The organism is Nitrosomonas sp. GH22 (assembly GCF_009833115.1).
Taxonomy (GTDB): Bacteria; Pseudomonadota; Gammaproteobacteria; order Burkholderiales; family Nitrosomonadaceae; genus Nitrosomonas; species Nitrosomonas eutropha.
Genome location: NZ_QRCA01000013.1, coordinates 56,322 through 79,680, shown reverse-complemented (window position 1 = coordinate 79,680; position 23,359 = coordinate 56,322). Strand labels below are relative to the sequence as shown.

Genomic DNA, 23,359 nt, shown 5'->3' with positions numbered 1-23,359 from the left:
ATCGGAATAGGTTGGCAGTAGGGGCTTATGGAATCAGCAGGTAATTTACCTGGGGGAATTGATCATATATCAAATATTCGGAAGCCGAGAGGAATGATTATTACCAGCTTTGAATCGGTTCTGAATCTACCTAGAAACCGGTTTTTTCCAGAAACGCCAATGCTGACCAGAACCCTTCTCCTTTATTTTTATGGCCCTGCCAGATTTCAGGTATGAACTGTATTCCGGGAGCATGTTGGTTCAACTGATCGTGCAGCAAGGCGAAATCCACATCACCATGGCCGATCTGCACTCCTTCACCATCTATTCCCTTGGCATCGACTATGTGCAGATGGATAGTATGAGGCAGAACTTTCTTGAGGAATGCGCTGAAATCCCACTGATAATAGTTGCAGGCCATCATGGAGTGTGAAACGTCGAGGCAGATATGATGGCCAGTTTTCTCGCAAAATACCGCGATCTCATCCGGATCGACAAAGAGATTATGGTGACTCTGCCCCCCAAAGTGCCAGGGAAAAGGGGGCATGGTCTGAATGGCCAGTCGAATGGAATTCAGGTCGATTTCGCCCAGCGCTTTGGCCACCCTGTCGTAAAGTTTCGTGCGTGCTTCAACTGGCAGGAAATTCTGCGGTGACCAGCCTCCGGCATTGAGTACCAGTACCGGTCTGGGTGTCGACGGAAAATACTGACGCAACTCGCTCGCTACCGCTGTTGTACGTTTCAGTTCGGTAATGGAATGTGCCCGGTAATCTTCATCGTCGTTTGCCAGATCGAGAATATGATCACCAGCGAACAATTCCGGACTGTGCACGGCATAACCGATTGGCAATGGATCAGAGAAATAGTCAGAGAGCTTCACATCCAGATCGTGGTAACTCAGATGAAACTCAATGAAATCGATTTTCATTCCTTCGGTCAGTGCCTGGTAATCGTGATAACGTGCTGGGATTCCGTAGGGACGTGAAAAGGTATAGTGTTGTTTTTTAGCTGATTGTGGCGTGATATCTGTTTCAAAGAAGAAATCCCCGGCCTTAAAATCGTGCTGTGCCACTTTGCCTGCCAGCTCATCAATGCGATTGGGTTGCAGACCCTGCCCGGGGCTTTTCACCACGATCATGCTGCGTTTGATGAGTTGTCCTTGCGAAAGATCGCAATTGATTACCAGGCTTTTAGCCAGATTTTCACGATTGATCATTTCCCCCTGGGTCAGTGCCCGTTCACCACCTTGTCCCATGGCCTCTTCAATATTGCGAATCTGTTGCACCATTTCCGTAAATTCTGCTGGTAATAAACTGACTTTATGGTCATTGCCTTCCATACCACGGTTGACAGTAAAATGTTTTTCCACGATGCGCGCTCCAAGGGCAACGGCAGCCAGAGGCACCGCAAACCCGCGTTCATGGCCCGAATAGCCGACCACCGTACCTGCCAGCTGCTTTAAATGCGGCAGGTAGTTGAGGTTTACATCCTTGAAGGGGGCAGGATAGGTCGAATTGCAGTGCAGCAAGGCAAAGGGGGCACCCAACCGGCGCAGCAGACTCACCGAGCCCTTGATCTCTGCTTCTGAACTCATGCCCGTGGAGCAGATCAGCGGTTTACCTGTTTTAGCCAGCGCTTCCAGCATTTCATAGTTGGTAAAATCGGCTGAAGCCACTTTGAAGGCTTCCAGTCCGTATTCTTCCAATACACGGACACTCACCATATCCCAAGGCGTGCACAAGGGCAGAATATCCTGCTGCCTGCAATAATCGAATATCTGACAAAGTGCATCATGGCTCAACTGGAATTTATTGAGCAGATCCAGCGTGTATTGTGATCCCAGGTCATAACCCACCTCTGCATTCCTGCCCTGATTCGAATACAATGAGGAAAGATCACGCATCTGGAATTTGACACAATCGGCCCCGGCTTCCACCGCTAGGTTTACCAGTTCTTTCGCAAGGCCGATATCCCCATTATGATTGTTACCGACTTCGGCGATGATAAATGTGGGGTTTTGGTCGGCAATCAGGAAATCCCCGATCTGGAGCCCTGTAGCTGATTTTCGTGCCAGGGCGACAAAACGCCCTTGTTCGTCGATCAGCGGGATGATGTCGCGTTTGTGATCAAAATAGTCTGCAATCTGATTCTGGGATTCGGCAACGGGCCGGGCGATGAAATTACGATTCATCACATGATCGATCGGCAGATTCAGATCAAATTCGGTCGCCTGGGTCATCCAGCGTCGCACGTCACCGTCGCTGACTGCCCCGATTAATACGCCGTTATCCTGCACAACGAAAACGATCCGGGACTGGTTATCATTGATGTGTTTCAGGGCATCGAGAATACTATCCCCGGAAAAAACCAGATAGTCCTTGATCCTTTTTTCAATACGCATGCTGCAAATCCTGTTCGGTGAAGATTATGATTGCCGGGTCTGTATGACAGGGGATATAAAGAATTATACCGATGGAGTATGTCAATACTACTTGAGGCTTATGTGGTGATTTTCTTTTGAATGTAGATCTTGAATTGTAACCATTTTATGGTTCATGTGCAGCAGGCGTACTTCAACAGTAGAATTACCAGTCATTTTTACATTTATCAGTTGGAAGGCTGGTAGCCGGTTTGTAAAATACCAACTTGTGAATCATCAGAATTTGACTTCACCCATTTATTTGTTTATTTGATACCTGATTTGATAAATTTCAGCCAATGTTAATTTATTCCCTCATCCCCGCGCGAGGCGGGTCAAAAGCTGTTCCGCATAAAAATATCCGGTTTTTATGTGGCAAGCCGCTGATTGCCCATTCAATTGAAGTTTCGCTCAGATCACCTTCTATTCAGAGAACTTTTGTCAGCACCGATTCGGAGAAGATTGCAGAAATTGCAAGAAATGCCGGAGCGGAGGTTCCTTTTTTGAGACCGGTTGATCTGGCACAGGATGATACGCGGGATCTGCCGGTATTCCTGCATTTTTTGAGCTGGCTGGAGCAGCACCATGTGCCTCTTCCTGATGCCATTTTCCAGTTTCGGCCCACTTCTCCTGCGCGCAGGGTTGAAAAAATAGAGGAAGCGGTCGGACTGCTGAAAAAACATCCAGATGCTGATTCCGTCCGTGGAGTGACCGAACCGGCGCAGAATCCTTACAAGATGTGGACCATCGGTAATGATGGTTTTATGCAGGCTCTGCTGAGTATTCCTGGTGTCCCGGAGCCTTTTAACGAACCAAGGCAGCGCTTACCCGAGGTTTACTGGCAGGTCGGTTATCTGGATCTGATACGTACCCGGACGATTCTGGAGAAGCAATCACTCACAGGTGCCCACATACTGCCATTGAAGATCGAAAGCGGGGATTCGATCGATATCGATGATGAATTCTCGTTCCAGCTCGCTGAATTTCTAATGGAGAAACGGGGGATCATCCGTTGAAGGCTCTGGTAGTCGGACTGGGCTCCATCGGAGTCAGGCATCTCAATAATCTGCATGCACTCGGGGTTCGGGAATTGGGCGCAGTGCGTACTCGCAATCTGCCACCTCCCGCACAGATCATTCCGGAAGATGTACAATTGTTTCAGAGCCTCGATCAGGCACTCAAACAAAACTTTGATCTGGTCGTGGTGGCCAATCCGACTTCATTACACCTGAAAACGCTTATCGAAGCGCTCAAGGTAGGGTGTCATGTCTATGTGGAAAAGCCTGTCGCGCACGAAAAACGGTATCTGTCCGGATTGACACGTTATGTTGATCCACGCGGATCTCGCGTACTGGTCGGCTGCCAGCTCAGGATGCATCCCGGATTACGGAAGATTGAGGCGTGGATGCGGGAAGGCAGATTGGGAAAAATCTATTCCGTACAGGTCGATCTAGGGGAATATCTGCCTGACTGGCATCCTTGGGAGGATTATCGGCAGAGTTATGCCGCACGGGCTGATCAGGGTGGAGGCGTCATACTTACACTGATCCATGAACTGGATTATTTATACTGGCTTTTCGGTAAGCCAAAACATGTCTTTGCTATTGGCGGACATCGAACCTCTTTGGAAGTGACGGCAGAAGATACCGCACTCATCTCGTTTGAAACGGAACAGGGGATCTGTGTTCAGCTTCGCATGGATTACTGGCGTAAACCACCGGTCCGGCATATGAATATCGTGGCTGAAAAAGGGATCGTTGACTGGGATTATCCTTCGCGTCTCACTACGCTGAAGCAGAATGGGCAGGTTGTGGAAGCAGTGGCTCTGGTGCCTTCCTGGGACCGGAATGAGCTTTTTCTGTCAATGATGCAAGAATTTATCGAAGGTATTCCCAGCGGATCGATTCCGCGAGTCACTTTACAGGAGGGTATGGATGTGCTGAATATAGCGCTTGCAGCCAGAAAATCTCTTCAGACCGGACGGCAGGTCAGATTATGAATCAACCTTACAAAGGTACCCCTTTCGATTTGACCGGCCGCGCGGTACTTATCAGCGGTGCAACCGGGCTTCTTGGCACGGAATTCGCGCTTGCAGCAGCTTCAGCTGGTGCGGACCTGGTACTGGGTGATCTGGATGGTGACAAGCTGAAATCATTGGAAAATGAAATAACTGCTTCATACCCGGATACACGAATCCTGGTGCGGACTCTGGATGTCACTTGTACGGATTCATGCCAGTCCATCGCGCAGTCATGTGAAAACTGGTTTGGCCGGCTCGATGCAGTGATCCACAGCGCTGCAATCGACCCAAAATTTGAGAAAGATTCTGATACTTCCCGTTTTTCAAAGTTTACTGAATTTCCTTTGGCACTTTGGCAGACGTCACTGGATGTTAATTTGACCGGTGCGTTTCAGCTGGCTCAGGCTACATGCCGCATCATGGAGAAATCCGGCAAGGGATCCATCGTTTTTCTTGGATCCAATTACGGTCTCGTTGGGCCGGATCAGCGTATCTACAAAAAGGCAGGGCAGGAGATACAGACGTATAAACCGGCAGTCTATTCGGTGTGTAAGGCAGGATTGCTGGGACTCACAAAATTTCTTGCCGCCTATTACATGTATACGTCGATTCGTATCAATCTGCTTACGCCCAGTGGTGTTTGGAACAAACATGACCCCGAGTTTATCGGTAGCTATTCGTCGCGAACCATTCTGGGACGTATGTCAGAAAAAGATGAGTATCGAGGAGCAATTATTTTTTTGCTTTCGGATGCATCCAGTTATATGACGGGTGCAAATCTGGTCATTGATGGAGGGTGGACAGCATTGTAGGTATTTCTCTGTATATCCATTTCAGTTATTTCTAGATTATCCTCCACACTACCCCGGTTTTCTTTTATTGATCCGAACCACATATATGCACAGCTAAATCTGCGATAGTTGGCATTTTGTACTTATTAATGAATTATTTGAGATGGCAGTAGAGAAATTAGTAGCACCGTTACGACCGAGTCTACATATTAATATTTTTTGGGGTGGATAAACAATGTTGTCATATAAGCTATATAGCTGGAATTGATTTTACAGAGAAGCAGATTTTATATGCCATCTTGATCGGGCAAAAGTATTATTTTTGCGAATTTCCTCTTCCCGACCTGGGCAATAACTGTCGTATTGACGGGAACAGTTTGGGTTTTGTCACTGACCTTGTTGCCATCGAACTTTACGCCACCCTGTTCAATCATACGCAGAGCTTCACTGGTACTGGCGGTTAATCCAGTCAGCTTGAGCAGTTGAGGTGCAGCCAGTTCTGTGCCTTGAACATACAGTTTTTTTTCTGGAATATCATCAGGAATGGCACCTTTTCTGAAACGAGCATCAAAATCTTCTGTAGCTTGAATGGCAGCTGTTCGGCTATGAAAGCGCGCCACAATTTCCTGTGCAAACTGCACCTTGATGTCACGCGGATTTCGGCCTGCTTCCACTTCAAGCTGCCACTGGTGTATGGTGTCCAGTGATTCAAAAGACAGTAATTCGATGTAACGCCACATCAGGGTGTCGCTGATTGACATCAGCTTGCCGAACATTTCGGTAGGCGATTCATTAATACCGACATAGTTGTTGAGCGATTTCGACATTTTCTGGATACCATCCAGCCCTTCCAAAAGTGGCATGGTCAGTATGCACTGCGGAGATTGGCCGTAGTGCTTCTGTAATTCACGCCCTACCAGCAAATTGAATTTTTGATCAGTGCCGCCTAGTTCGAGATCGGTTTTCAGCGCTACTGAATCGTAACCCTGCACAAGCGGATAAAGAAATTCATGGATGGCGATCGGCCGATTCTCGTGATAGCGCTTGCTGAAATCATCCCGTTCAAGCATGCGTGCGACGGTATAAGTGGAGGCCAGTCTGACCAGGTCAGCTGCACTGAATTTATCCATCCAGGTTGAATTGAAAACCACCTCTGTTTGCTCAGGTTTAAGTATCTTGAATACCTGAGATGTGTAGGTTTCTGCATTTTGTGCAATCTGCTCACATGTCAGCGGTGGGCGCGTGGCGTTTCTACCGCTGGGGTCGCCGATCATTCCAGTAAAGTCGCCAATCAGGAACAGAATATGGTGGCCAAGCTCCTGAAGCTGGCGCAGCTTGTTCAGCAGAACGGTATGCCCCAAGTGCAGATCCGGTGCGGTAGGATCAAAGCCGGCTTTGATCCTTAGGGGTTGATTTTTGATGAGTTTTTGTGTGAGTTCTTCCTCAATCAGCAGCTCCTGACAGCCCCGTTTGATTACTTGAAGTTGATGAATGATTGACTTAGACACGGCCAGCCAGTAAAAAATCAGTCGTCATTATATTTATGCTTTTCCGTGTTAGACTTGAAAAATTTCCAACAGACGAATAGGAGTGATGGCATTTGATTTACTACCAGTCACCTCGTAAAAGAAAAAGTATTCTAGCGCAAAAACTCACTGTTTTCGCACAAAAAAAGGTACGTTGGATCACCATCTTGTCCAGTTTTCCGTTATTCGGGATGGTTACCGCTTTTGGAATTGTCCCCGATTCCTCCTTTCAGGAAATACCCAATAAAAAAATAGTTCGTGCCTTGCCATTGCCGGAAGAGTTTGCATCTTCTGATCCTGAAATGACTTTCTGGCATCAGGAAAGTATACGTCGGGGAGATACCATTTCGGCGATTCTTGCTCGTCTTGAAATCAGTCAAAAAGACAAGAATCGCTTTCTAGATACTGTCCGGGGGAGTCGGGCGATGAGCCAGCTTAAACCGGGAGAAATCATTCATGCGGAAACCCGGCCGAACGGAGAATTGTTAGCACTGCGCTACTTTTACGGAAATGGTGAGCAGTTTCAGGTCGAAAAAATCGATGGGACATTTGAGCTGAACGAGCAGTCAGCTGAAGGTGATACGCGTGTCCTGGTGGGTTCGGGAGTGATCAGTTCATCATTGTTTGCAGCCGTTGACAAGGCTGACTTACCGAGCACAATCGCCTCCCAGATGATTGATATATTTTCCAGTAGTATTGATTTTCACCGTGATGTCCGAAAGGGCGATCGTTTTACGGTTGTTTATGAATCCGCACAGGATGAAAGCGGGAAAACACAAGTCGGGCGTGTGCTTGCGGTAGAGTTTTTCAACAAGGAGAAATCCAGGCGCGCTGTCTATTTTCGGCCACCGGGTGAGGAGGGCGGTTATTATACGCCAGAGGGAGAAAGTCTGAGCAAACCATTTCTGATGGCACCTTTAAAGTTTTCCCGGATCAGTTCCGGGTTTACTCATGCGCGCTACCATCCCATCTTGAAACGCTGGCGAGCCCACAGAGGGATTGACTATGCTGCTCCGACCGGAACACCCGTGATGGCGACAGCAAATGGTACTGTTGAGTTTAAAGGCAAGCAGAGTGGCTATGGTAATCTGATTATACTCAAGCATGATGCTCAATACAGCTCTGCATATGGCCATTTATCGGGTTTTAATAGAAAATTGCAGAAAGGAATGCGCGTCAAACAAGGCGACATTATTGGTTTTGTTGGATCGACCGGGATGGCGACCGGCCCCCACCTTCATTATGAGTTGCGGGTAAACGGGGTTCAGCGCGACCCTTCTAAAATCGTAATGCCAGCAGCACAGCCCGTCAGTAAAAAATATTATTCGGCTTTTCACAGACAAACCAGGGAACTAGCTTCCCGGCTTGATTTGCTGCGCAATACCAGCTTTGCTGCATTGAACTGATTCAGCCTGGATAGTCGTCTATAAAGTCAGGTGAAATGTATTACATCGGCATTATGTCAGGTACCAGTCTGGATGGTGTCGATGCAGTACTGGTAAATTTCTCCGGATCGTCATTTTCACTCATTGATACCTGTTATGTTCCTTACGATCCGTTTCTTCAGGCGGAATTATTAGGCCTGAATCAGAGCGGCGAAAATGAATTACATCGTGCGGCTTTATCAGGTAATCGATTATCAAGGTTATATGCAGAAACGGTGGTGTGCTTGCTTGAAAAAGCCAAGGTTGATTCCGGAGGGATTGTGGCGATCGGGTGTCATGGACAAACCATCAGACATTGTCCACAATTGGAGTATATGTATAGTATCCAGCTGGTGAACGGCGCTCTGCTGGCGGAGTTGACAGATATTACTGTTGTAACGGATTTCAGGAATCGTGATATTGCTGCCAACGGGCAGGGGGCGCCACTGGTTCCTGCATTTCATCAGCAGATGTTTTCTCACTCGGATGTTCATCGCCTAATCATTAATATTGGCGGAATTGCCAATATTACCAGCCTGCCTGTTGAAAATAGTGTAAGTGGTTTTGACTGCGGCCCCGGAAATATGTTGATGGATGCTTGGTGCCTGCAGCATACGGGCGAGCGCTATGATCAAAACGGATTATGGGCAAAGTCAGGCAAAGTGATTGACCACCTGCTGAATGATCTGTTGAGTTTTCCGTATTTCTCAATGCCGCCCCCTAAAAGTACAGGCAGGGAGACATTCGATCTTAATTGGTTGCTGTCTTATTTGACAGGCAAGGAAGCTGCACAGGATGTTCAATCCACGTTACTGCAACTGACTGTACAGACAATTGCCGACTCGATACGATCTTGCTATCCAACAGCCCGTGAACTCTATTTGTGTGGGGGAGGGGCGCATAATGAGACCCTTGTTGCTCGGCTACAGCAGGAATTACCAGATCGCGAGATCAGGAAAACCGATGTGTTAGGTATCGATGCTGATTGGGTGGAGGCGTGTGCATTTGCATGGCTAGCGCGACAATCAATTGAACGCACTCCTGGAAATCTTCCCGCCGTGACCGGCGCAACCGGTAGGCGGGTACTGGGCGCGATTTATCCTGCCTGAAAATTCTTTCAGACCGAGAATGAGGAGCCACATCCACAAGTACTGGCTGCAGCTGGATTCTTGATGACAAATTGTGCGCCCTGGGCATTTTCCTGATAATCGATTTCCGCTCCCAGCAGATATTGAACGCTCATTGAATCCACCAGGAGCCTAACTCCTTGCTTTTCTATTACAAAGTCATCTTCATTGATAATTTCATCAAATGTAAAACTGTATTGAAATCCGGAGCATCCCCCTCCGCTGACGAAAACTCTCAGTTTGAGTGCCTGGTTTGCTTCTTCTTCAATCAGTTCTTTTACCTTGCTGGCAGCGCTATCGGTAAAAAATAACGGGGGTTGAACTGTATTTGCTTCTTCATGGGTTATCGTGTTCATTTTATTCACTTATTTATGTAACTGATTATTCTGATATTAGGCGATTACTGCTGCTTTGGTGGTTCTGAAATTTATCTGTACCCTCTTTGGCAGACAGCAAACTGAGGATTATGTTCAGCATAGACTGTAAGTATCGTTTTGAATGGCTGAGCACTATGCTACAGCCAAGCTCCCCATGGCAACATCAGTTACACTGTTTTCTTTTGAATGAATTCAATCTTGTAACCATCCGGATCTTCTATGAAAGCAATCACGGTAGTTCCATGTTTCATCGGTCCAGCCTCCCGCGTGACGCGGCCTCCCAGGTTTCTGACCTTTTCACAGGCTTCGTAGGCATTGTCTACTTCGATTGCAATGTGTCCAAAACCTGTTCCGAGATCATAATGGTCGATTTCCCAATTATGCGTCAGCTCCAGAACGGTACCTTCCGCTTCACTTTGATAACCGACGAATGCCAATGTGAATTGTCCTTCTGGGTAATCCTTACGGCGCAGAATTTGCATTCCGAGGACATCGGTGTAAAACTGGATCGAACGCTCCAGATTACCTACTCTCAACATGGTATGAAGAATGCGCATTATATTTTCACCATTTCAAAATCTTCTTTTCGTGCACCACATTCCGGACAAGTCCAGTTCATGGGAATATCTTCCCAGTGGGTTCCGGCAGGAATACCATCTTGTGGCCATCCTTCTGCTTCATCGTATATAAAGCCACAAATCATGCACATATAACGGTGATAATCCTGGTTACTTTCTGTAGTCATAATAGATAAGTAGATTTGCTTAAGTTAAAATAACATTTTACGGTATTAATGCATGTCACTACCACCTCCAATTGTACTATCCTTCGCTGCCAGTGACCCAAGCGGGGGCGCCGGTATTCAGGCGGATATACTGACTCTTGCCGGAATGGGCTGTCATCCACTCACTGTACTCACAGCCGTAACTGTCCAGGATACAACCGGTGTCGAGGACATATTTGTGATGGATGCTGAATGGGTCATTGATCAGGCAAGAACCGTGTTGCAAGATATGCCGGTACAAGCATTCAAGATTGGGATGCTGGGCAGTGTTGAAATTGTCGCAGCTATTGCTGAAGTTATATCGGATTATCCGGATATTCCACTGGTGCTTGATCCAGTACTGGCTTCCAGTCGTGGCGACATGTTTGCCAATGAAGAAGTAATTTCTGCCATGCGTGAGATGTTATTTTCCCAGGCGACAATTATTACCCCTAACAGTTTTGAGGCCAGGCGTATTGCGCTTGATCACGAAGATGATCCGGAAATTCTGGGTTTGAAGCAAAGTGCAGATCAATTGTTGCAATGGGGTTGCAGTTACGTGCTTATCAAGGGGGCTCATGAAAATACACCGCAAGTGGTTAACGTACTTTACGATGTCAATGGTATCGTCCGGTCCGATGCATGGCAGCGCTTGCCTGGATCGTTTCATGGCTCAGGGTGCACCTTGTCATCCGCAATAGCGGCTTCACTTGCTCATGGTATGTCAATTACGGACAGCGTCTACGAGGCACAGGAATTTACTTGGCATACGCTCAAGGCAGGCTTCCGCCCCGGAATGGGACAATATATACCAGACAGATTTTTTTGGATGGAAAGTGATAATTTGGAAGAGGAAGCCGGCGGCTCCGATGATTGATCCTCCTATGGATCGGATTAAGGTGAGCGGCCTTTATGCAATCACGCCTGATATTGAAAATATCGATCGGCTGTGTGAGATGGCTTATCACGTATTGGCTGGCGGCGTAAGCTGGCTTCAGTACAGGAATAAAAAGGCCAACAGTCGGCTGCGATTGATGCAGGCCCTGGAAATTCATCTTCTCTGCAAGCAGTTTCAAGTTCCCCTGATTATTAATGATCATATGGATTTAGTCATGGAGATCGATGCCGAAGGTTTGCACGTGGGTGGAGAAGATACTTCTGTGGCGGCAGCTAGACACTATCTCGGTCGGAATAAAATCATTGGCGTCTCCTGCTACAATCAGCTCAGTCATGCAATTGAAGCTGAAAAGGCGGGAGCAGATTATGTTGCATTTGGTGCTTTTTATCCGTCAATGACTAAAGTTGATGCATATCAGGCGCCGATTCATCTGCTTGATGCTGCAAAAAAAACGTTGAATATTCCCATTGTGGCAATCGGCGGCATCAATCTGGACAATGCCGAGGCGCTGATTGCCCGTGGATGTGATGCCGTTGCTGTCAGTCAGGCGCTGTTCAGCGCACAAGATATCCAATCTGCTGCCCGGCATTTTTCAAAGCTATTCTGTTGAACCATCAATTTCGATAACTTTTAAGCAAATATTCCAATGACGATCACTAATCAACAATTGTTCGAGCGCTCCAGGCAATACATTCCGGGAGGCGTTAATTCACCAGTACGTGCTTTTAAATCCGTAGGAGGTACGCCTATTTTTTTTCAGCGCGGGCAGGGTGCTTGTTTCTGGGATGTGGAAGGAAAATCCTATATTGATTACGTTGGATCATGGGGGCCGCTTATTCTCGGGCATGCGCACCCCGATGTTGTCAGGGCCGTTCAGGATGCGGCAAGCCGTGGTACCTCTTTTGGTGCTCCAACGGCAGCAGAGCTGGAAATAGCCGAATTGTTATGTCGGTTGTTGCCTTCCCTGGAACTGGTACGGTTGGTAAGTTCCGGCACAGAGGCTGGAATGAGTGCCATTCGGCTCGCGCGTGGTTATACCGGCAGAAACCGGATTATCAAGTTTGAAGGTTGCTATCACGGGCACGATGATGCCTTGCTGGTTAAAGCAGGTTCAGGCGCATTGACTTTCGGCCATCCCAGTTCAGCAGGGGTTCCCGCTGAAACAGCAGGAAATACTCTGGTATTGAACTATAACGATGTTGCCGGAGTGGAAGCAACCTTCAGCAAACTGGGTTCTGAAATTGCCGCTGTGATCGTCGAACCAGTGGCGGGCAATATGAATTTGATTAAGGCAACCCCCCAGTTTCTGGAAACATTACGCACACTATGTACAAAGCATAGCAGTTTGCTGATTCTGGATGAGGTGATGACAGGTTTCCGCGTTGGACTGGAATGTGCCCAAGGGCTATATGGCATCAGGCCAGATCTAACCATTCTAGGGAAAGTAATCGGTGGGGGGTTACCCATGGCAGCGTTTGGTGGACGACGTGATGTGATGGAATGCCTTGCGCCATTGGGACCCGTGTATCAAGCAGGTACACTTTCCGGCAATCCAGTTGCAGTTGCTGCCGGGTTGGAAACTTTGCGTCAAGTACAGACGCCTGGTTTTTTTGACAAGTTGTCAATGATGACACGTAAGTTAACAGACGGCCTGACTTCTGTCGCCATAAAAAATGGCGTGGTGTTTAGTGCACAGGCAGTGGGTGGAATGTTTGGAATTTATTTCAGGAAAACACCGCCAGTAAGTTTTACAGAAATAATGGAGAGTGACCGTGATGCGTTTAACCGTTTTTTTCATACCATGCTGAAAGAGGGTATTTATTTTGCACCCTCAGCTTTCGAAGCAGGCTTCGTTTCTGCTGCGCACGGGGATGTGGAAATTGACAAAACACTGGAAGCAGCTGATCGGGTTTTCAGTCAAAAAGCGTAAGAGATACCAAAGAGTGCAATTCACGACATATAAATAAAAGATTCAATTCGTGAGGTTGGGTGCCGTTTATATTTTTCCAATCGGCTTGTTGCGATTCTTGTATTCGTGACAAAATGTCAAATTCATAATAAAGAATAATTAACGAATTATGGTTGTTTGCTCTCTTTATTTCCGAAAATTTTTCGTGATTCTGTCATTAGGCAGCGCACTGTCAGGTTGTGCTACCACGGATAACCGGCACGATCCTTTGGAATCCATGAACCGCGCAATATTTTCATTTAATGAAAAGCTTGATGAAATTGTGGTGGAGCCTGTTGCCAGGGGGTATCAGCGATTTCTACCATCTCCACTCAGAATGATTGTTGGAAACTTCTTTTCCAATCTTGATGATGTTGTCATTGTTGCGAACTCCCTGCTGCAGCTGAAATTTATGGACGCAATGGCGAGTACAACACGTGTAGTGATTAACACAACCTTTGGGATGTTGGGAGCTATTGATCTGGCCAGTGATATCACTCAGGTGAGCGATATTGACATCAATAAGCGCAATGAAGATTTTGGCCAAACATTGGGTTTTTATGGTGTTGGTAGCGGACCCTATCTTGTATTGCCGATACTAGGGCCCAGTACTGTAAGGGATGCAGTTGGGCTTGGTGTGGATAGCACGTTCATTCATCCTGCGCGAGCTATTTATACCGGCTTTGATCTGCTGACTGTGCGTATGCCTGTTGCTACTATGGAATTTATCGATAGGCGTGAGCAGTTGCTGGATCTGGATAAGACGCTGGAGGAAGCTTCGCTGGATAAGTACGAGTTTGTACGCGATGCTTATTTACAGAGGCGTGATAGCCTGATTCAAAACAACGGTACTTCATCTGCGGAAGAGTCAGTGGATTTTGATGACGAGGAAATAATCATTGATGATTGATTCAATAAGATGGTTATTTACATTTTTGCCGGGGCTGGTGTAAGGATTCACCAGCCCCGGCTGCTCTATCATCAGGCAGATTGTAATGCCTGGATGCGCTCTTCCAGAGGGGGGTGTGACATAAACAGACGCCCAATCTGGCTCTTTTGTCCAGAGATTCCAAAAGCAGCGATCTTATCTGGCAAATGAGATGGCTCATATTCCTGTTGCAATCGCCGCAGTGCGGCAACCATTTTATTTCTTCCGGAAAGCTGTGCACTCCCGGCATCTGCGCGGAATTCACGCTGACGACTGAACCACATCACAATTATCGTGGCGAGTATGCCCAGTACCAGTTGTGCGACAAGGCTGGTAACGAAATAGGCGGGGCCATGTCCTTCTTCCGTTCTGAAGACAGCGCGATCAATTACATGGCCGATGATACGGGAGAGGAAAATCACAAATGTATTCACCACGCCCTGAATCAATGCCAGCGTTACCATGTCGCCATTGGCAATATGACTGACTTCATGAGCCAGTACCGCTTCAGCCTCATCACGACTCATTTTTTGCAGCAATCCTGAGCTGACTGCTACCAACGCATTGTTTCTATTCATTCCTGTTGCGAATGCATTAATATCGGGTGAATCGTAAATGGCCACTTCAGGCATACCCACGCCAGCTGCTTTGGCCTGCCGGCGGACAGTTTCTACCAGCCAACCTTCGGTGGAATTTGAAGGAATTTCAATGACCGTGGCACCAGTCATGTGCTTGGCACTCCATTTGGACATGGCAAGCGAAATGAGCGAACCGCCAAATCCTATTACAGCCGATAAAACCAGTAGAGCATTAAAATTTAATCCACTGCCTTCAGCATCCAGTATGCGGTCAACACCGAGCAAACGCAGGGTTATACTCAGCATTACCAGTATGGCCAAGTTCGTTACAATAAAAAGAAAAATCCGTTTCATTATCCTCTTCCTTCAGGTTTATTAGTACACGTGTCTGATTTTGAATGTAATAAAAAACAATCGTTCAAAGCAAACCGATATATGGTGACATATTTCACAACATCAAGTGTCGGGATAAGGTATTTCTATGTAATGTAATCCTATATGTCGCTGGAATTTTTGGGGTTAAGGTACAATAAAAAGCCAAGGTACGTGCGGGTTGTCGCGTGGTTGCGAAATCCTGAAGGGTGGGAATGCTTGTGTGAATTCGGTTGTTCGCTGGTTTGGGCGAAAAGAAAGGAGATAAATTGATTGTGATCAAACAGGGTATATCAATATGAGTCAATTGCCTGTCGTAGTTATAGGAAGCGGGTTGGCGGGTTATACGGTTGTACGCGAGCTGCGGAGACTGGATTCTGCCGTGCCAATCACTCTCTTATCTGCCGATCATGGCGGTTTTTATTCAAAGCCTATGTTATCCAATGCTTTGGCAACAGGTAAAACACCTGATTCCATTCTGAGTGCGAGCTCAGAACAGATGTCCGGACAACTGGGTATCACAGTGCAGCCTTATACGCGCGTCGATACACTTGATGTGGCTGCGAATAATGTTTATTTCGAAAATGGTACGCAGCTGACTTATGGTCGGCTCGTATTGGCGCTGGGAGCTGATCCGATGCGCCTGCCGATACCTGGAAGCGGTGCGGATGATATGCTATCCATTAATGATCTGGATGATTACCGGAGATTTCGTGAGAACCTGGAAAATAAGCGTCATGTCGCTATACTGGGCGCCGGCTTGATTGGTTGCGAGTTTGCCAACGATCTTGTAGTAAAAGGCTATCAGGTAAGCGTCTTTGACTTGAGTCCGCAACCATTAGGTCGGTTGCTTCCTTCCGAAGCCGGACACTTTTTCCGTGAGAAATTGTCAACGGCAGGTGTTAAATTTCTGCTCGGTACAACTGTTGAGAAGATAAGCAAGGAGAATGGATATTATCATTTATATTACAAAGGAGGTGGAGTTGTTCAGGCCGATATGGTGCTGTCTGCCATTGGTTTGAAGCCACGTACTGGTTTAGCTGAGGCAGCAGGAATTCAGATCAATCGTGGAATTACGGTTGATCGTTATTTACAGTCCAGTATTCAGAATATCTATGCCTTGGGTGATTGTGCAGAAGTGGCCGGGAAAGTATTACCTTTTATTCTGCCAATTTCGCATGCTGGTCGAGCTCTGGCTGCAACAATTGCCGGTAACCAGACATTACTGCGCTACCCGGCGATGCCGGTAATGGTCAAAACACCTGCCTGCCCGGCGGTTATCTCGCCTCCCGATCCTGGGGCAGAAGGTGAGTGGAAAATTCAAACTGTTGAGAATGGCATGAAAGCTTTGTATCAGGATGAAGCTGGTAATTTACATGGTTTTGCCTTGCTGGGAACAGCAACAAATGAACGTAATGCTCTGGTTGCCCTTCTGCCGCCCGTATTGGCTTAGGAAATTATTGGTACTAATCTGTGGTAATAAAGCTTGTGTATCCAAATGATATTCAGGCCTGCCACAAAGAACCAGAACTGTATGAGATTTGTACTGACTAAGAGAAAATAACATGCTCTATTTAATATACGGTGAAGATGTTCCGGATAGCCTGGCGCAACGGGTAGTTAACCGGCCTGCACATTTGGCGCGAATCCAGGAATTACAGGAGCAGGGGAGACTGTTATTGGCAGGCCCGTGTCCGGCGATTGATAGCGTGGACCCCGGGCCGGCGGGTTTTACCGGAAGCTTGATAGTGGCAGAGTTTGCGTCACTGAATGCGGCTCAGGAATGGGCAGATGCTGATCCATACCTGGCAGCCGGTATTTATGCAAAAGTGGCCGTAAAGCCGTTCAGGAAGGTTCTGCCTGAATAAATTGGTGGTGGCCAGAGATTTTTCCAGTTTATTCAGGCCTGAATATTTTCAAAAGGAATCTGTAAAAGCTTTTCTGTTTTCAAAAAGAACTTATCCGTGTTTTGTTAAAATGTATGCTTTTTAGATTATTCAGATAAAATTTGTCAACTACTTTACTATTTAAAGGAAATTTTATGCGCTTAACCAAGTTTCTCTGTGTGCCACTTGCTGTGCTGGGATTTGTATGTACTGCGCCCTTAAGTGCCCAGGGCGGTGGTACAGTCGCCAAAGTTAACGGTATAGCGATACCACAATCACGCCTTGACCTGGTGATCAAGGCAGCAACAGCGCAAGGTCAACCCGATTCAGCTGAAATGAGAAATGCTTTGCGCGAAAATCTCATCACGGAAGAAGTACTGACACAAGAAGCAATAAAAAAGGGGCTTGACCGTAATCCGGATGTTGTCACACAGATTGATCTTGCGCGCCAGGGAATATTGATCAGGGCGTATCAGGCTGATTTTATGCGAAATAACCCGGTTAGCGATGATGAACTACGCAAGGAATATGAATCAGTAAAATCACAGATGGGTGATAAGGAATACAAAGCACGCCATATTCTTGTGGAAACAGAACAAGAAGCCAAGGATTTGGTTGCCTCTCTGAAAAAAGGCGGCGTGTTTGAGAAACTGGCTGGTGAGCGCTCCATTGATACCGGCAGCAAGAGTAATGGTGGGGAGCTGGGTTGGAGCTCGGCGGCAGTTTATGTTAAGCCCTTTTCCGATGCATTGACCAAACTGAAAAAAGGCGAAACAACCAGTCAGCCAGTACAAACTCCCTTTGGTTGGCATGTAATTCGTCTGGATGATGTGCGTACTGCTGTTCCACCCTCTTTTGACGAAGTAAAGCAAAATATGCAGCAGCGGGTATTACAGCGCAAGTTTGCAGCGGTGGTTGAGTCGTTGCGTAAAAATGCCAAAGTTGAATAATCAGGTGTTAACAAAGAATCTGTAATCTAATCATTAGCTTATACTGATGCTCGGTACTCTGGGAGAGAGTGCTGTCAGTAGCTCATAACTGATAGTTTGTGCCGATTTTGCAACTTCTTCTACCGGTAGTCCTTCTCCCCAGAGGGTTACCGGGCTTCCCACCCCGGCTTCGCTAATCCCGTTCAGATCAACAGTTAGCATATCCATTGAAATACGTCCGACTAGCCGCGTGCGCTGGCCATTAACCAGTACCGGGGTTCCGGTAGGGGCATGACGTGGATACCCATCTGCGTAACCGGCTGCAACAACTCCGATACGCATTGGCTGGTTTGCGATAAACTGCCCGCCGTAGCCTACTCTGTCTGATGGATCAAGCTGTTGTACGGCGATGATCTGGCTGGTCAGTGTCATGACAGGCCGTAACCCCAGTTCAATACCTGTTTTGTCTGGCAGGGGCGATGCTCCGTAGAGGACTATACCAGGACGTACCCAGTCCGCGTGTGTTCCGGGGTAACGTAAAATTGCTGCAGAATTAGCTAGCGTTTGGGGTGGATTATTTTCTTTTACATCGCGAAGTGCTGCAAACTGATCCAGTTGCTGATTAACTTGATCTGCTTCCAGAGCGTCATCCGCACAGGAAAAATGTGTCATCAGTGTAATGCTGGCATCTGAACGCCATTGCCTGATTCTGTTGAATACGGAACTTTCTTCTTCAGGCCTGAAACCGAGGCGATTCATGCCAGTATTGATCTTGAGGTAGATATCCGGTTTTCCTGTCTTTCTGTGCGCCAGCAGTAGCGATAGCTGCTCATGGCTGTGAATAACCGTACTGAGCTGATAATGATCGATTGCCTCAAGCTCCTCTGCCGAGAAAAATCCTTCCAGAAGTAAAACAGGTTGATTAAATCCGGCTTCTCTTAGCTGGATCGCTGCTTCCAGCTCAAGTACAGCAAATCCATCCGCTGTATTTAATGCTTGTGTGGTACGGAGCAAGCCATGGCCGTAGGCATCGGCTTTGACAACAGCCATGATGCGGGCCTGGCGAGCGTGGCTGCGGACAACAGAAAGGTTGTGTTGTAAAGCAGTACAGTCAATGAGAGCACGAATCGGGCGATACATTTGTACAATTGAGGTTAGGGAATCAAAAAAGAATCAACAGTTTACAGATGGTGCCGCCCTGGAAATAGTAATGAGCAACTGCTAGCACAGCTACCTTTCCTTTGTCTTTCGAGAAGATAGGCAAGGTTAGTGTTTTAGTTCAATGTTGCTGTTCCGGGAGGAAGAGGTTTCTGATAAAGGTTGCGGATCCAGTACGGCCACAGTCAGCGAATCATCTATCAGATATTTCTCAGCGACATTCCTGACCTGCTCTGCCGTAACTGCCTGTAGTCGTTCCAGAATAATATCTGCATCCCGGTGGGACAGTCCGATGCTTTCCAGTCTGCCAATCTGCATCGCCTGCGCAAAAGTGGAGTCAAGTTGATAAATACGACTTGCCACTACTTGTGCCTTGACGCGAGCAAGTTCTTCCTGGGTGATTCCGGACTGTATAATTTTGTCAATTTCAGTACGAATCGACTGTTCCAGTTCATCTGCTGTTCTGCCTTCACTGGGAGTCCCATCAATATAAAAAGTACCAGGGCCACGCTCAATAGCGCTATAGCCGGCATCAGCCGAGATGGCAACGCGTGTTTCACGTACCAGGGCTTTGTTAAGTCTTGCTGCGGCGTTGCCATCCAGTACTTCAGCCAGAATGGTCAGTGCGTAGGGCTCCCAGTCATTTTTGGGATCTTTGAGTACAGGAACTTTGTATCCCATGATCAGATGCGGGAGTTTTGCAGGTGCCTTTACTACCAGTCGCTTGATTCCTATTTGAGGCGGTTCAATTTGTGGCTTGCGTTCGGACAGAGATGGAATTTTACCGGCGCTGAATCTTCCGTAATATTTTTTTGCCAGTGCGAGTACGCTTTCCGGATCAACGTCACCTACCACTACCAGTACCGCATTATTGGGCGCATACCAGCGCTTATACCAATCCTGGGCATCACTTACCTGCATATGCTCCAGATCATTCATCCAGCCAATAATCGGGCGACGATAGGGATGTGCCTGAAAGGCTGTCGCCATTAGTTTTTCGTACAGTAACGCGTGTGCCTGATCATCCGTGCGCAGCCTTCTTTCTTCCATTACAACCTGTATTTCCTTGGCAAATTCTTCTTGTGTCAGCCGCAGATTGTGCATGCGGTCGGATTCAAGTTCCATTGCCATTGGCAAGTGGCGCTGGTGCAGCTGCTGATAATAAGCAGTGTAGTCACTACTGGTAAAAGCATTTTCCTTACCGCCAACGGCTGCAATTCTTCTGGAAAATTCTCCGGTAGGCACACTGTCAGTTCCCTTGAACATCATGTGTTCCAGTGCATGTGCCACGCCGGTTGTCCCGTTGACTTCATCCATACTGCCGGCCTTGTACCAGACCTGCTGAATGACCACTGGCGAACGATGATCTTCCTTGATAACCAGTTTAAGGCCATTATCAAGCAGATATTCGTGTGGATTGGCTGAAGCTGGTAGTGGCGATACCAATAATGTAACGCAAAGAAAAATAATGAGACGACTGGGGCAAAAACTGATTTTCATATTGTGCTGAAAGTTGAACTGGCCTGGGGCGGATGACTGACATTACCTCGGCAATTGGTTGATGGTATGATGTTTGTTTCCCCGAAACAGAAACAGCCTACCAGAATGTTTAGCATTTTTAAATCCAAAAAGAACTCTGACGAAAAAAATCCTGCTCGGATTGAAGTCGAGTCAGTCAGTTTCGCCGATAAGATCAGGCAGGGCCTGACACGCACACGACAGCAGTTTGGCAAGCAGTTGTCCGGGTTGTTTGGGGGCAGGAAAATCGATGAAGATCTGTATGAGGAACTTGAGACCGCTTTATTGACAGCAGATACTGGAATCCAGGCGACAAACCGGTTGCTGGAATCACTGCGTACCCGCGTTAAGCGTGATGCACTGGACGATTCAAAACAACTTAAAACAGCCTTACAGGATGCACTGACTGAACTACTGCAGCCGTTGGAGCGACCACTGGTTACAACTGGGCATAAACCCTTCGTGATCATGATTGCTGGCGTAAACGGTGTTGGTAAAACTACCACCATCGGTAAGCTTGCTCATTATTTCCAGTCACAGGGACATTCGGTGTTGCTGGCGGCTGGCGATACTTTTCGCGCGGCAGCACAGGAGCAACTTAAAATATGGGGCGAGCGCAACCAGATCACAGTTATTTCCCAGGAAAGTGATCCGGGCAAAAAAGGTGATCCGGCCGCTGTGATTTTCGATGCAGTCAATGCAGCTATTGCAAGAAAAATAGATATCGTTCTGGCCGATACCGCTGGGCGCCTAACTACCCAGCTCCATTTGATGGAAGAAATCAAGAAAATCAAGCGCGTCGTTGCCAAAGCCATACCTGATGCACCGCACGAGGTACTGCTGGTGCTGGATGCGAATACTGGTCAAAACGCTGTCAGTCAGTTAAAGGCCTTCAATGATGCTCTGGGTGTTACTGGATTGGTCATGACTAAGCTGGATGGAACTGCCAAGGGCGGAGTAATTGCTGCCATTGCTGCACAATTTGTCGATAATCCGCTCGCCCTACGTTTTATAGGGATGGGGGAAGGGCTGGATGATTTAAGGCCTTTCAATGCCCGGGAATTTGCAGAAGCACTGTTCGATTAATCCTCTGTTTTGTTTGAGTGTCTGGTATGGCTGCAATGATCAACTTCAACAATGTCAGCAAGTTTTATCCAGGAGGGTATGAGGCACTCAAAAGTATTACCCTGTCGATTAGCCAGGGAGAGCTGATTTTCTTTTCCGGGCACTCTGGTGCTGGTAAAAGTACACTTCTGAAGTTGATGGCCGCGATAGAACGTCCAACTTCCGGGAGTATTGTGGTAGGGCAGCAAAATATTGATTCACTCAGACGAAGTGCCATTCCTTACTTGCGCCGGAATATAGGAATGATCTTTCAGGAACAAAAAATCCTGTATGATCGTAATGTTTTTGCTAACGTCATGTTGCCGTTGCAGGTGACGGCCTTTGATACGAGAGCTAGTGCTTCGCGTGTGCGTGCGGCGCTAGATAAAGTTGGTCTGCTGAATAAGGAGAAGGCAGATCCAGTTACTTTGTCGGGAGGAGAAAAACAACGGCTGTGTATTGCGCGCGCTGTTGTTCATCGCCCGACCATTCTGATCGCGGATGAACCTACTGCCAATCTTGATAGCGGTTACGCACGAGACATCATGGCTGTTTTCGAATCATTCAATCAGGTGGGCGTTACCGTTCTTATCTCGACACACGACAGAATGTTGCTTGATATGACACAACATCGTGTACTTGAGCTGCGCCACGGAAAGCTGGTCACATGAGCAGCTGGCTGTCTCAACATGGGTATGCGCTGTTGCGTGCACTCAGACAACTTGCGGCTGCTCCCGTTGCCAGTCTGCTGAGTATCATCGTTTTCAGTATTGTTCTGAGCTTGCCCACGGGTATTTTTATACTGCTGGAAAACTTGCGCGAGGTATCAGGGCAGGCAACAGACATGCAACAAATGACCATTATGTTGGATACGGCAGCTAGCCAGGCCGACGTTGAGCTGATCAATGCTCGGCTGGAAAAGATGCCCACAATTGAAGGTTTTCAGTTTATTTCAAAGGAAATTGCGTTACAGGAACTGAAACAGGAAAGTGGGATGGTGGAGGTGATGCATAATCTCGAACAAAATCCATTGCCTGATGCGTTTGTAATCAACCTTGGCCATATGTCTGCCAATGAAATAGAAGAAATACAAGCCATGGTACAGACCTGGCCCAGGGTAGCGCATGTATTGGTAGATACTGACTGGGCCAGAAAACTGGATGCCATGCTTGATGTAGGAAGACTGGTCGTCATTATGCTGGCATCACTGTTCGGCGCGGCGCTTGTGATCGTTATATTCAATACCATCCGTCTGCAGATATTGACGCGGCGTGACGAGATTGAGCTATCCAAACTGATTGGTGCCACAGATAGCTATATCCGTCGACCATTTCTCTATTTTGGTGCGCTACAGGGGGTGGCGGGCGCTGTACTGGCCTGGTTGCTGCTTTATTTTGCAATCCTCAAACTGAATGAAGCTCTGTCCGAACTGGCCCGGCTATATGCCACCACATTTACGCTCAATTATCTTTCCTGGCGGGATAGTCTGATTTTACTGCTATTCTCCGGTGCACTAGGGTGGATTGGGGCGCGCTGGTCAGTTGCCCGGCATCTGTCACAAATCGATCATGAAAACTCCATCTCCTGATATCTCAGGATTCAATTTTTTATTTC

At 47.4% G+C, this 23,359-nt stretch carries 23 protein-coding genes; 15 read left to right on the top strand and 8 right to left on the bottom strand.

Annotated features, from left to right (window positions below; translation table 11 throughout):
• Nucleotides 1-130 precede the first annotated feature (130 nt).
• A complete protein-coding gene (locus ABF86_RS05875) occupies nt 131-2,380 on the bottom strand; it encodes an N-acetylneuraminate synthase family protein (RefSeq protein ID WP_011634599.1) in 2,250 nt (749 codons plus the stop codon).
• A 317-nt stretch (nt 2,381-2,697) separates the two neighbouring features.
• Between ABF86_RS05875 and ABF86_RS05870 the strand changes: the two genes are divergently transcribed.
• The 3 genes from ABF86_RS05870 to ABF86_RS05860 are packed head-to-tail and all read left to right on the top strand — an operon-like array spanning nt 2,698 to nt 5,230.
• Nucleotides 2,698-3,414, top strand: a complete 717-nt coding sequence (locus ABF86_RS05870) for an acylneuraminate cytidylyltransferase family protein (protein WP_074684780.1) — start codon at nt 2,698-2,700, stop codon at nt 3,412-3,414.
• Nucleotides 3,411-4,397, top strand: coding sequence for a Gfo/Idh/MocA family oxidoreductase (locus tag ABF86_RS05865; RefSeq protein WP_074684781.1), 987 nt, complete (start codon nt 3,411-3,413; stop codon nt 4,395-4,397). The genes ABF86_RS05870 and ABF86_RS05865 overlap by 4 nt, the downstream gene beginning before the upstream one ends.
• Nucleotides 4,394-5,230: an SDR family oxidoreductase gene (locus tag ABF86_RS05860; protein WP_011634596.1), complete on the top strand. Its 837-nt coding sequence runs from the start codon at nt 4,394-4,396 to the stop codon at nt 5,228-5,230. Before ABF86_RS05865 ends, ABF86_RS05860 begins: the two co-directional genes overlap by 4 nt.
• A 266-nt stretch (nt 5,231-5,496) precedes the next feature.
• Here ABF86_RS05860 and tyrS read toward each other — a convergent pair whose 3' ends face one another.
• A complete protein-coding gene (tyrS, locus tag ABF86_RS05855) occupies nt 5,497-6,717 on the bottom strand; it encodes a tyrosine--tRNA ligase (protein WP_074684782.1) in 1,221 nt (406 codons plus the stop codon).
• Nucleotides 6,718-6,902: 185 nt separating this feature from the next.
• Here tyrS and ABF86_RS05850 point away from each other — a divergent pair, with 185 nt between their 5' ends.
• Together ABF86_RS05850 and ABF86_RS05845 are read left to right on the top strand one after the other, a co-directional pair.
• Nucleotides 6,903-8,141, top strand: coding sequence for a peptidoglycan DD-metalloendopeptidase family protein (locus tag ABF86_RS05850; RefSeq protein ID WP_345889563.1), 1,239 nt, complete (start codon nt 6,903-6,905; stop codon nt 8,139-8,141).
• 35 nt (nt 8,142-8,176) lie between these two features.
• Nucleotides 8,177-9,268 carry an anhydro-N-acetylmuramic acid kinase gene (locus ABF86_RS05845; RefSeq protein ID WP_074455306.1) on the top strand — a complete coding sequence of 364 codons (1,092 nt, stop codon included), beginning with the start codon at nt 8,177-8,179 and terminating at the stop codon, nt 9,266-9,268.
• An 8-nt stretch (nt 9,269-9,276) separates the two neighbouring features.
• Here the strand turns inward: ABF86_RS05845 and erpA are convergent, their stop codons facing one another.
• The 3 genes from erpA to ABF86_RS05830 all read right to left on the bottom strand — a co-directional run bounded on the left by erpA (nt 9,277) and on the right by ABF86_RS05830 (nt 10,408).
• On the bottom strand, nt 9,277-9,642 hold the full coding sequence (erpA, locus tag ABF86_RS05840; protein WP_074684783.1) for an iron-sulfur cluster insertion protein ErpA: 366 nt from the start codon (nt 9,640-9,642) through the stop codon (nt 9,277-9,279).
• A 188-nt stretch (nt 9,643-9,830) separates the two neighbouring features.
• The gene (gene gloA / locus ABF86_RS05835) at nt 9,831-10,220 is read right to left on the bottom strand and encodes a lactoylglutathione lyase (protein WP_074455307.1); all 390 of its coding nucleotides are present in this window, start codon (nt 10,218-10,220) and stop codon (nt 9,831-9,833) included.
• Nucleotides 10,220-10,408, bottom strand: a complete 189-nt coding sequence (locus ABF86_RS05830; protein ID WP_074684784.1) for a rubredoxin — start codon at nt 10,406-10,408, stop codon at nt 10,220-10,222. The genes gloA and ABF86_RS05830 overlap by 1 nt, the downstream gene beginning before the upstream one ends.
• A gap of 52 nt (nt 10,409-10,460) precedes the next feature.
• On the opposite strand from ABF86_RS05830, the gene ABF86_RS05825 reads away from it, so the two are divergent.
• The 4 genes from ABF86_RS05825 (at nt 10,461) to ABF86_RS05810 (ending at nt 14,182) form a co-directional block, all read left to right on the top strand.
• The gene (locus ABF86_RS05825) at nt 10,461-11,303 is read left to right on the top strand and encodes a hydroxymethylpyrimidine/phosphomethylpyrimidine kinase (RefSeq protein ID WP_011634589.1); all 843 of its coding nucleotides are present in this window, start codon (nt 10,461-10,463) and stop codon (nt 11,301-11,303) included.
• On the top strand, nt 11,296-11,934 hold the full coding sequence (gene thiE, locus ABF86_RS05820) for a thiamine phosphate synthase (protein WP_011634588.1): 639 nt from the start codon (nt 11,296-11,298) through the stop codon (nt 11,932-11,934). Before ABF86_RS05825 ends, thiE begins: the two co-directional genes overlap by 8 nt.
• Nucleotides 11,935-11,970: 36 nt before the next feature.
• Nucleotides 11,971-13,254, top strand: coding sequence for a glutamate-1-semialdehyde 2,1-aminomutase (gene hemL / locus ABF86_RS05815; protein WP_011634587.1), 1,284 nt, complete (start codon nt 11,971-11,973; stop codon nt 13,252-13,254).
• Between the two features lie 184 nt (nt 13,255-13,438).
• Nucleotides 13,439-14,182 (top strand): VacJ family lipoprotein, encoded by a 744-nt coding sequence (locus ABF86_RS05810; protein WP_041353785.1) that lies wholly within the window; start codon nt 13,439-13,441, stop codon nt 14,180-14,182.
• 71 nt (nt 14,183-14,253) lie between these two features.
• On the opposite strand, the gene htpX is transcribed toward ABF86_RS05810, so the two are convergent.
• Complete coding sequence (gene htpX / locus ABF86_RS05805; protein WP_011634585.1) at nt 14,254-15,132, bottom strand: protease HtpX; 879 nt, start codon at nt 15,130-15,132, stop codon at nt 14,254-14,256.
• Between the two features lie 316 nt (nt 15,133-15,448).
• On the opposite strand from htpX, the gene ABF86_RS05800 reads away from it, so the two are divergent.
• The 3 genes from ABF86_RS05800 (at nt 15,449) to ABF86_RS05790 (ending at nt 17,986) form a co-directional block, all read left to right on the top strand.
• A complete protein-coding gene (locus ABF86_RS05800; protein ID WP_074455310.1) occupies nt 15,449-16,603 on the top strand; it encodes an FAD-dependent oxidoreductase in 1,155 nt (384 codons plus the stop codon).
• A 112-nt stretch (nt 16,604-16,715) separates the two neighbouring features.
• The gene (locus tag ABF86_RS05795) at nt 16,716-17,018 is read left to right on the top strand and encodes a YciI family protein (protein WP_011634583.1); all 303 of its coding nucleotides are present in this window, start codon (nt 16,716-16,718) and stop codon (nt 17,016-17,018) included.
• A gap of 173 nt (nt 17,019-17,191) precedes the next feature.
• Nucleotides 17,192-17,986 carry a peptidyl-prolyl cis-trans isomerase gene (locus ABF86_RS05790; protein ID WP_074455311.1) on the top strand — a complete coding sequence of 265 codons (795 nt, stop codon included), beginning with the start codon at nt 17,192-17,194 and terminating at the stop codon, nt 17,984-17,986.
• Nucleotides 17,987-18,019: 33 nt separating this feature from the next.
• Here ABF86_RS05790 and alr read toward each other — a convergent pair whose 3' ends face one another.
• Together alr and ABF86_RS05780 are read right to left on the bottom strand one after the other, a co-directional pair.
• A complete protein-coding gene (gene alr / locus ABF86_RS05785; protein ID WP_074455312.1) occupies nt 18,020-19,105 on the bottom strand; it encodes an alanine racemase in 1,086 nt (361 codons plus the stop codon).
• A gap of 126 nt (nt 19,106-19,231) precedes the next feature.
• Complete coding sequence (locus ABF86_RS05780; protein ID WP_074455313.1) at nt 19,232-20,623, bottom strand: pitrilysin family protein; 1,392 nt, start codon at nt 20,621-20,623, stop codon at nt 19,232-19,234.
• A gap of 105 nt (nt 20,624-20,728) precedes the next feature.
• Between ABF86_RS05780 and ftsY the strand changes: the two genes are divergently transcribed.
• The 3 genes from ftsY to ftsX are packed head-to-tail and all read left to right on the top strand — an operon-like array spanning nt 20,729 to nt 23,333.
• Complete coding sequence (gene ftsY / locus ABF86_RS05775; protein WP_041353784.1) at nt 20,729-21,727, top strand: signal recognition particle-docking protein FtsY; 999 nt, start codon at nt 20,729-20,731, stop codon at nt 21,725-21,727.
• A 35-nt stretch (nt 21,728-21,762) separates the two neighbouring features.
• Nucleotides 21,763-22,416: an ATP-binding cassette domain-containing protein gene (locus tag ABF86_RS05770; RefSeq protein ID WP_041353514.1), complete on the top strand. Its 654-nt coding sequence runs from the start codon at nt 21,763-21,765 to the stop codon at nt 22,414-22,416.
• Nucleotides 22,413-23,333 (top strand): permease-like cell division protein FtsX, encoded by a 921-nt coding sequence (ftsX, locus tag ABF86_RS05765; RefSeq protein WP_011634577.1) that lies wholly within the window; start codon nt 22,413-22,415, stop codon nt 23,331-23,333. Before ABF86_RS05770 ends, ftsX begins: the two co-directional genes overlap by 4 nt.
• Nucleotides 23,334-23,359 lie beyond the last annotated feature (26 nt).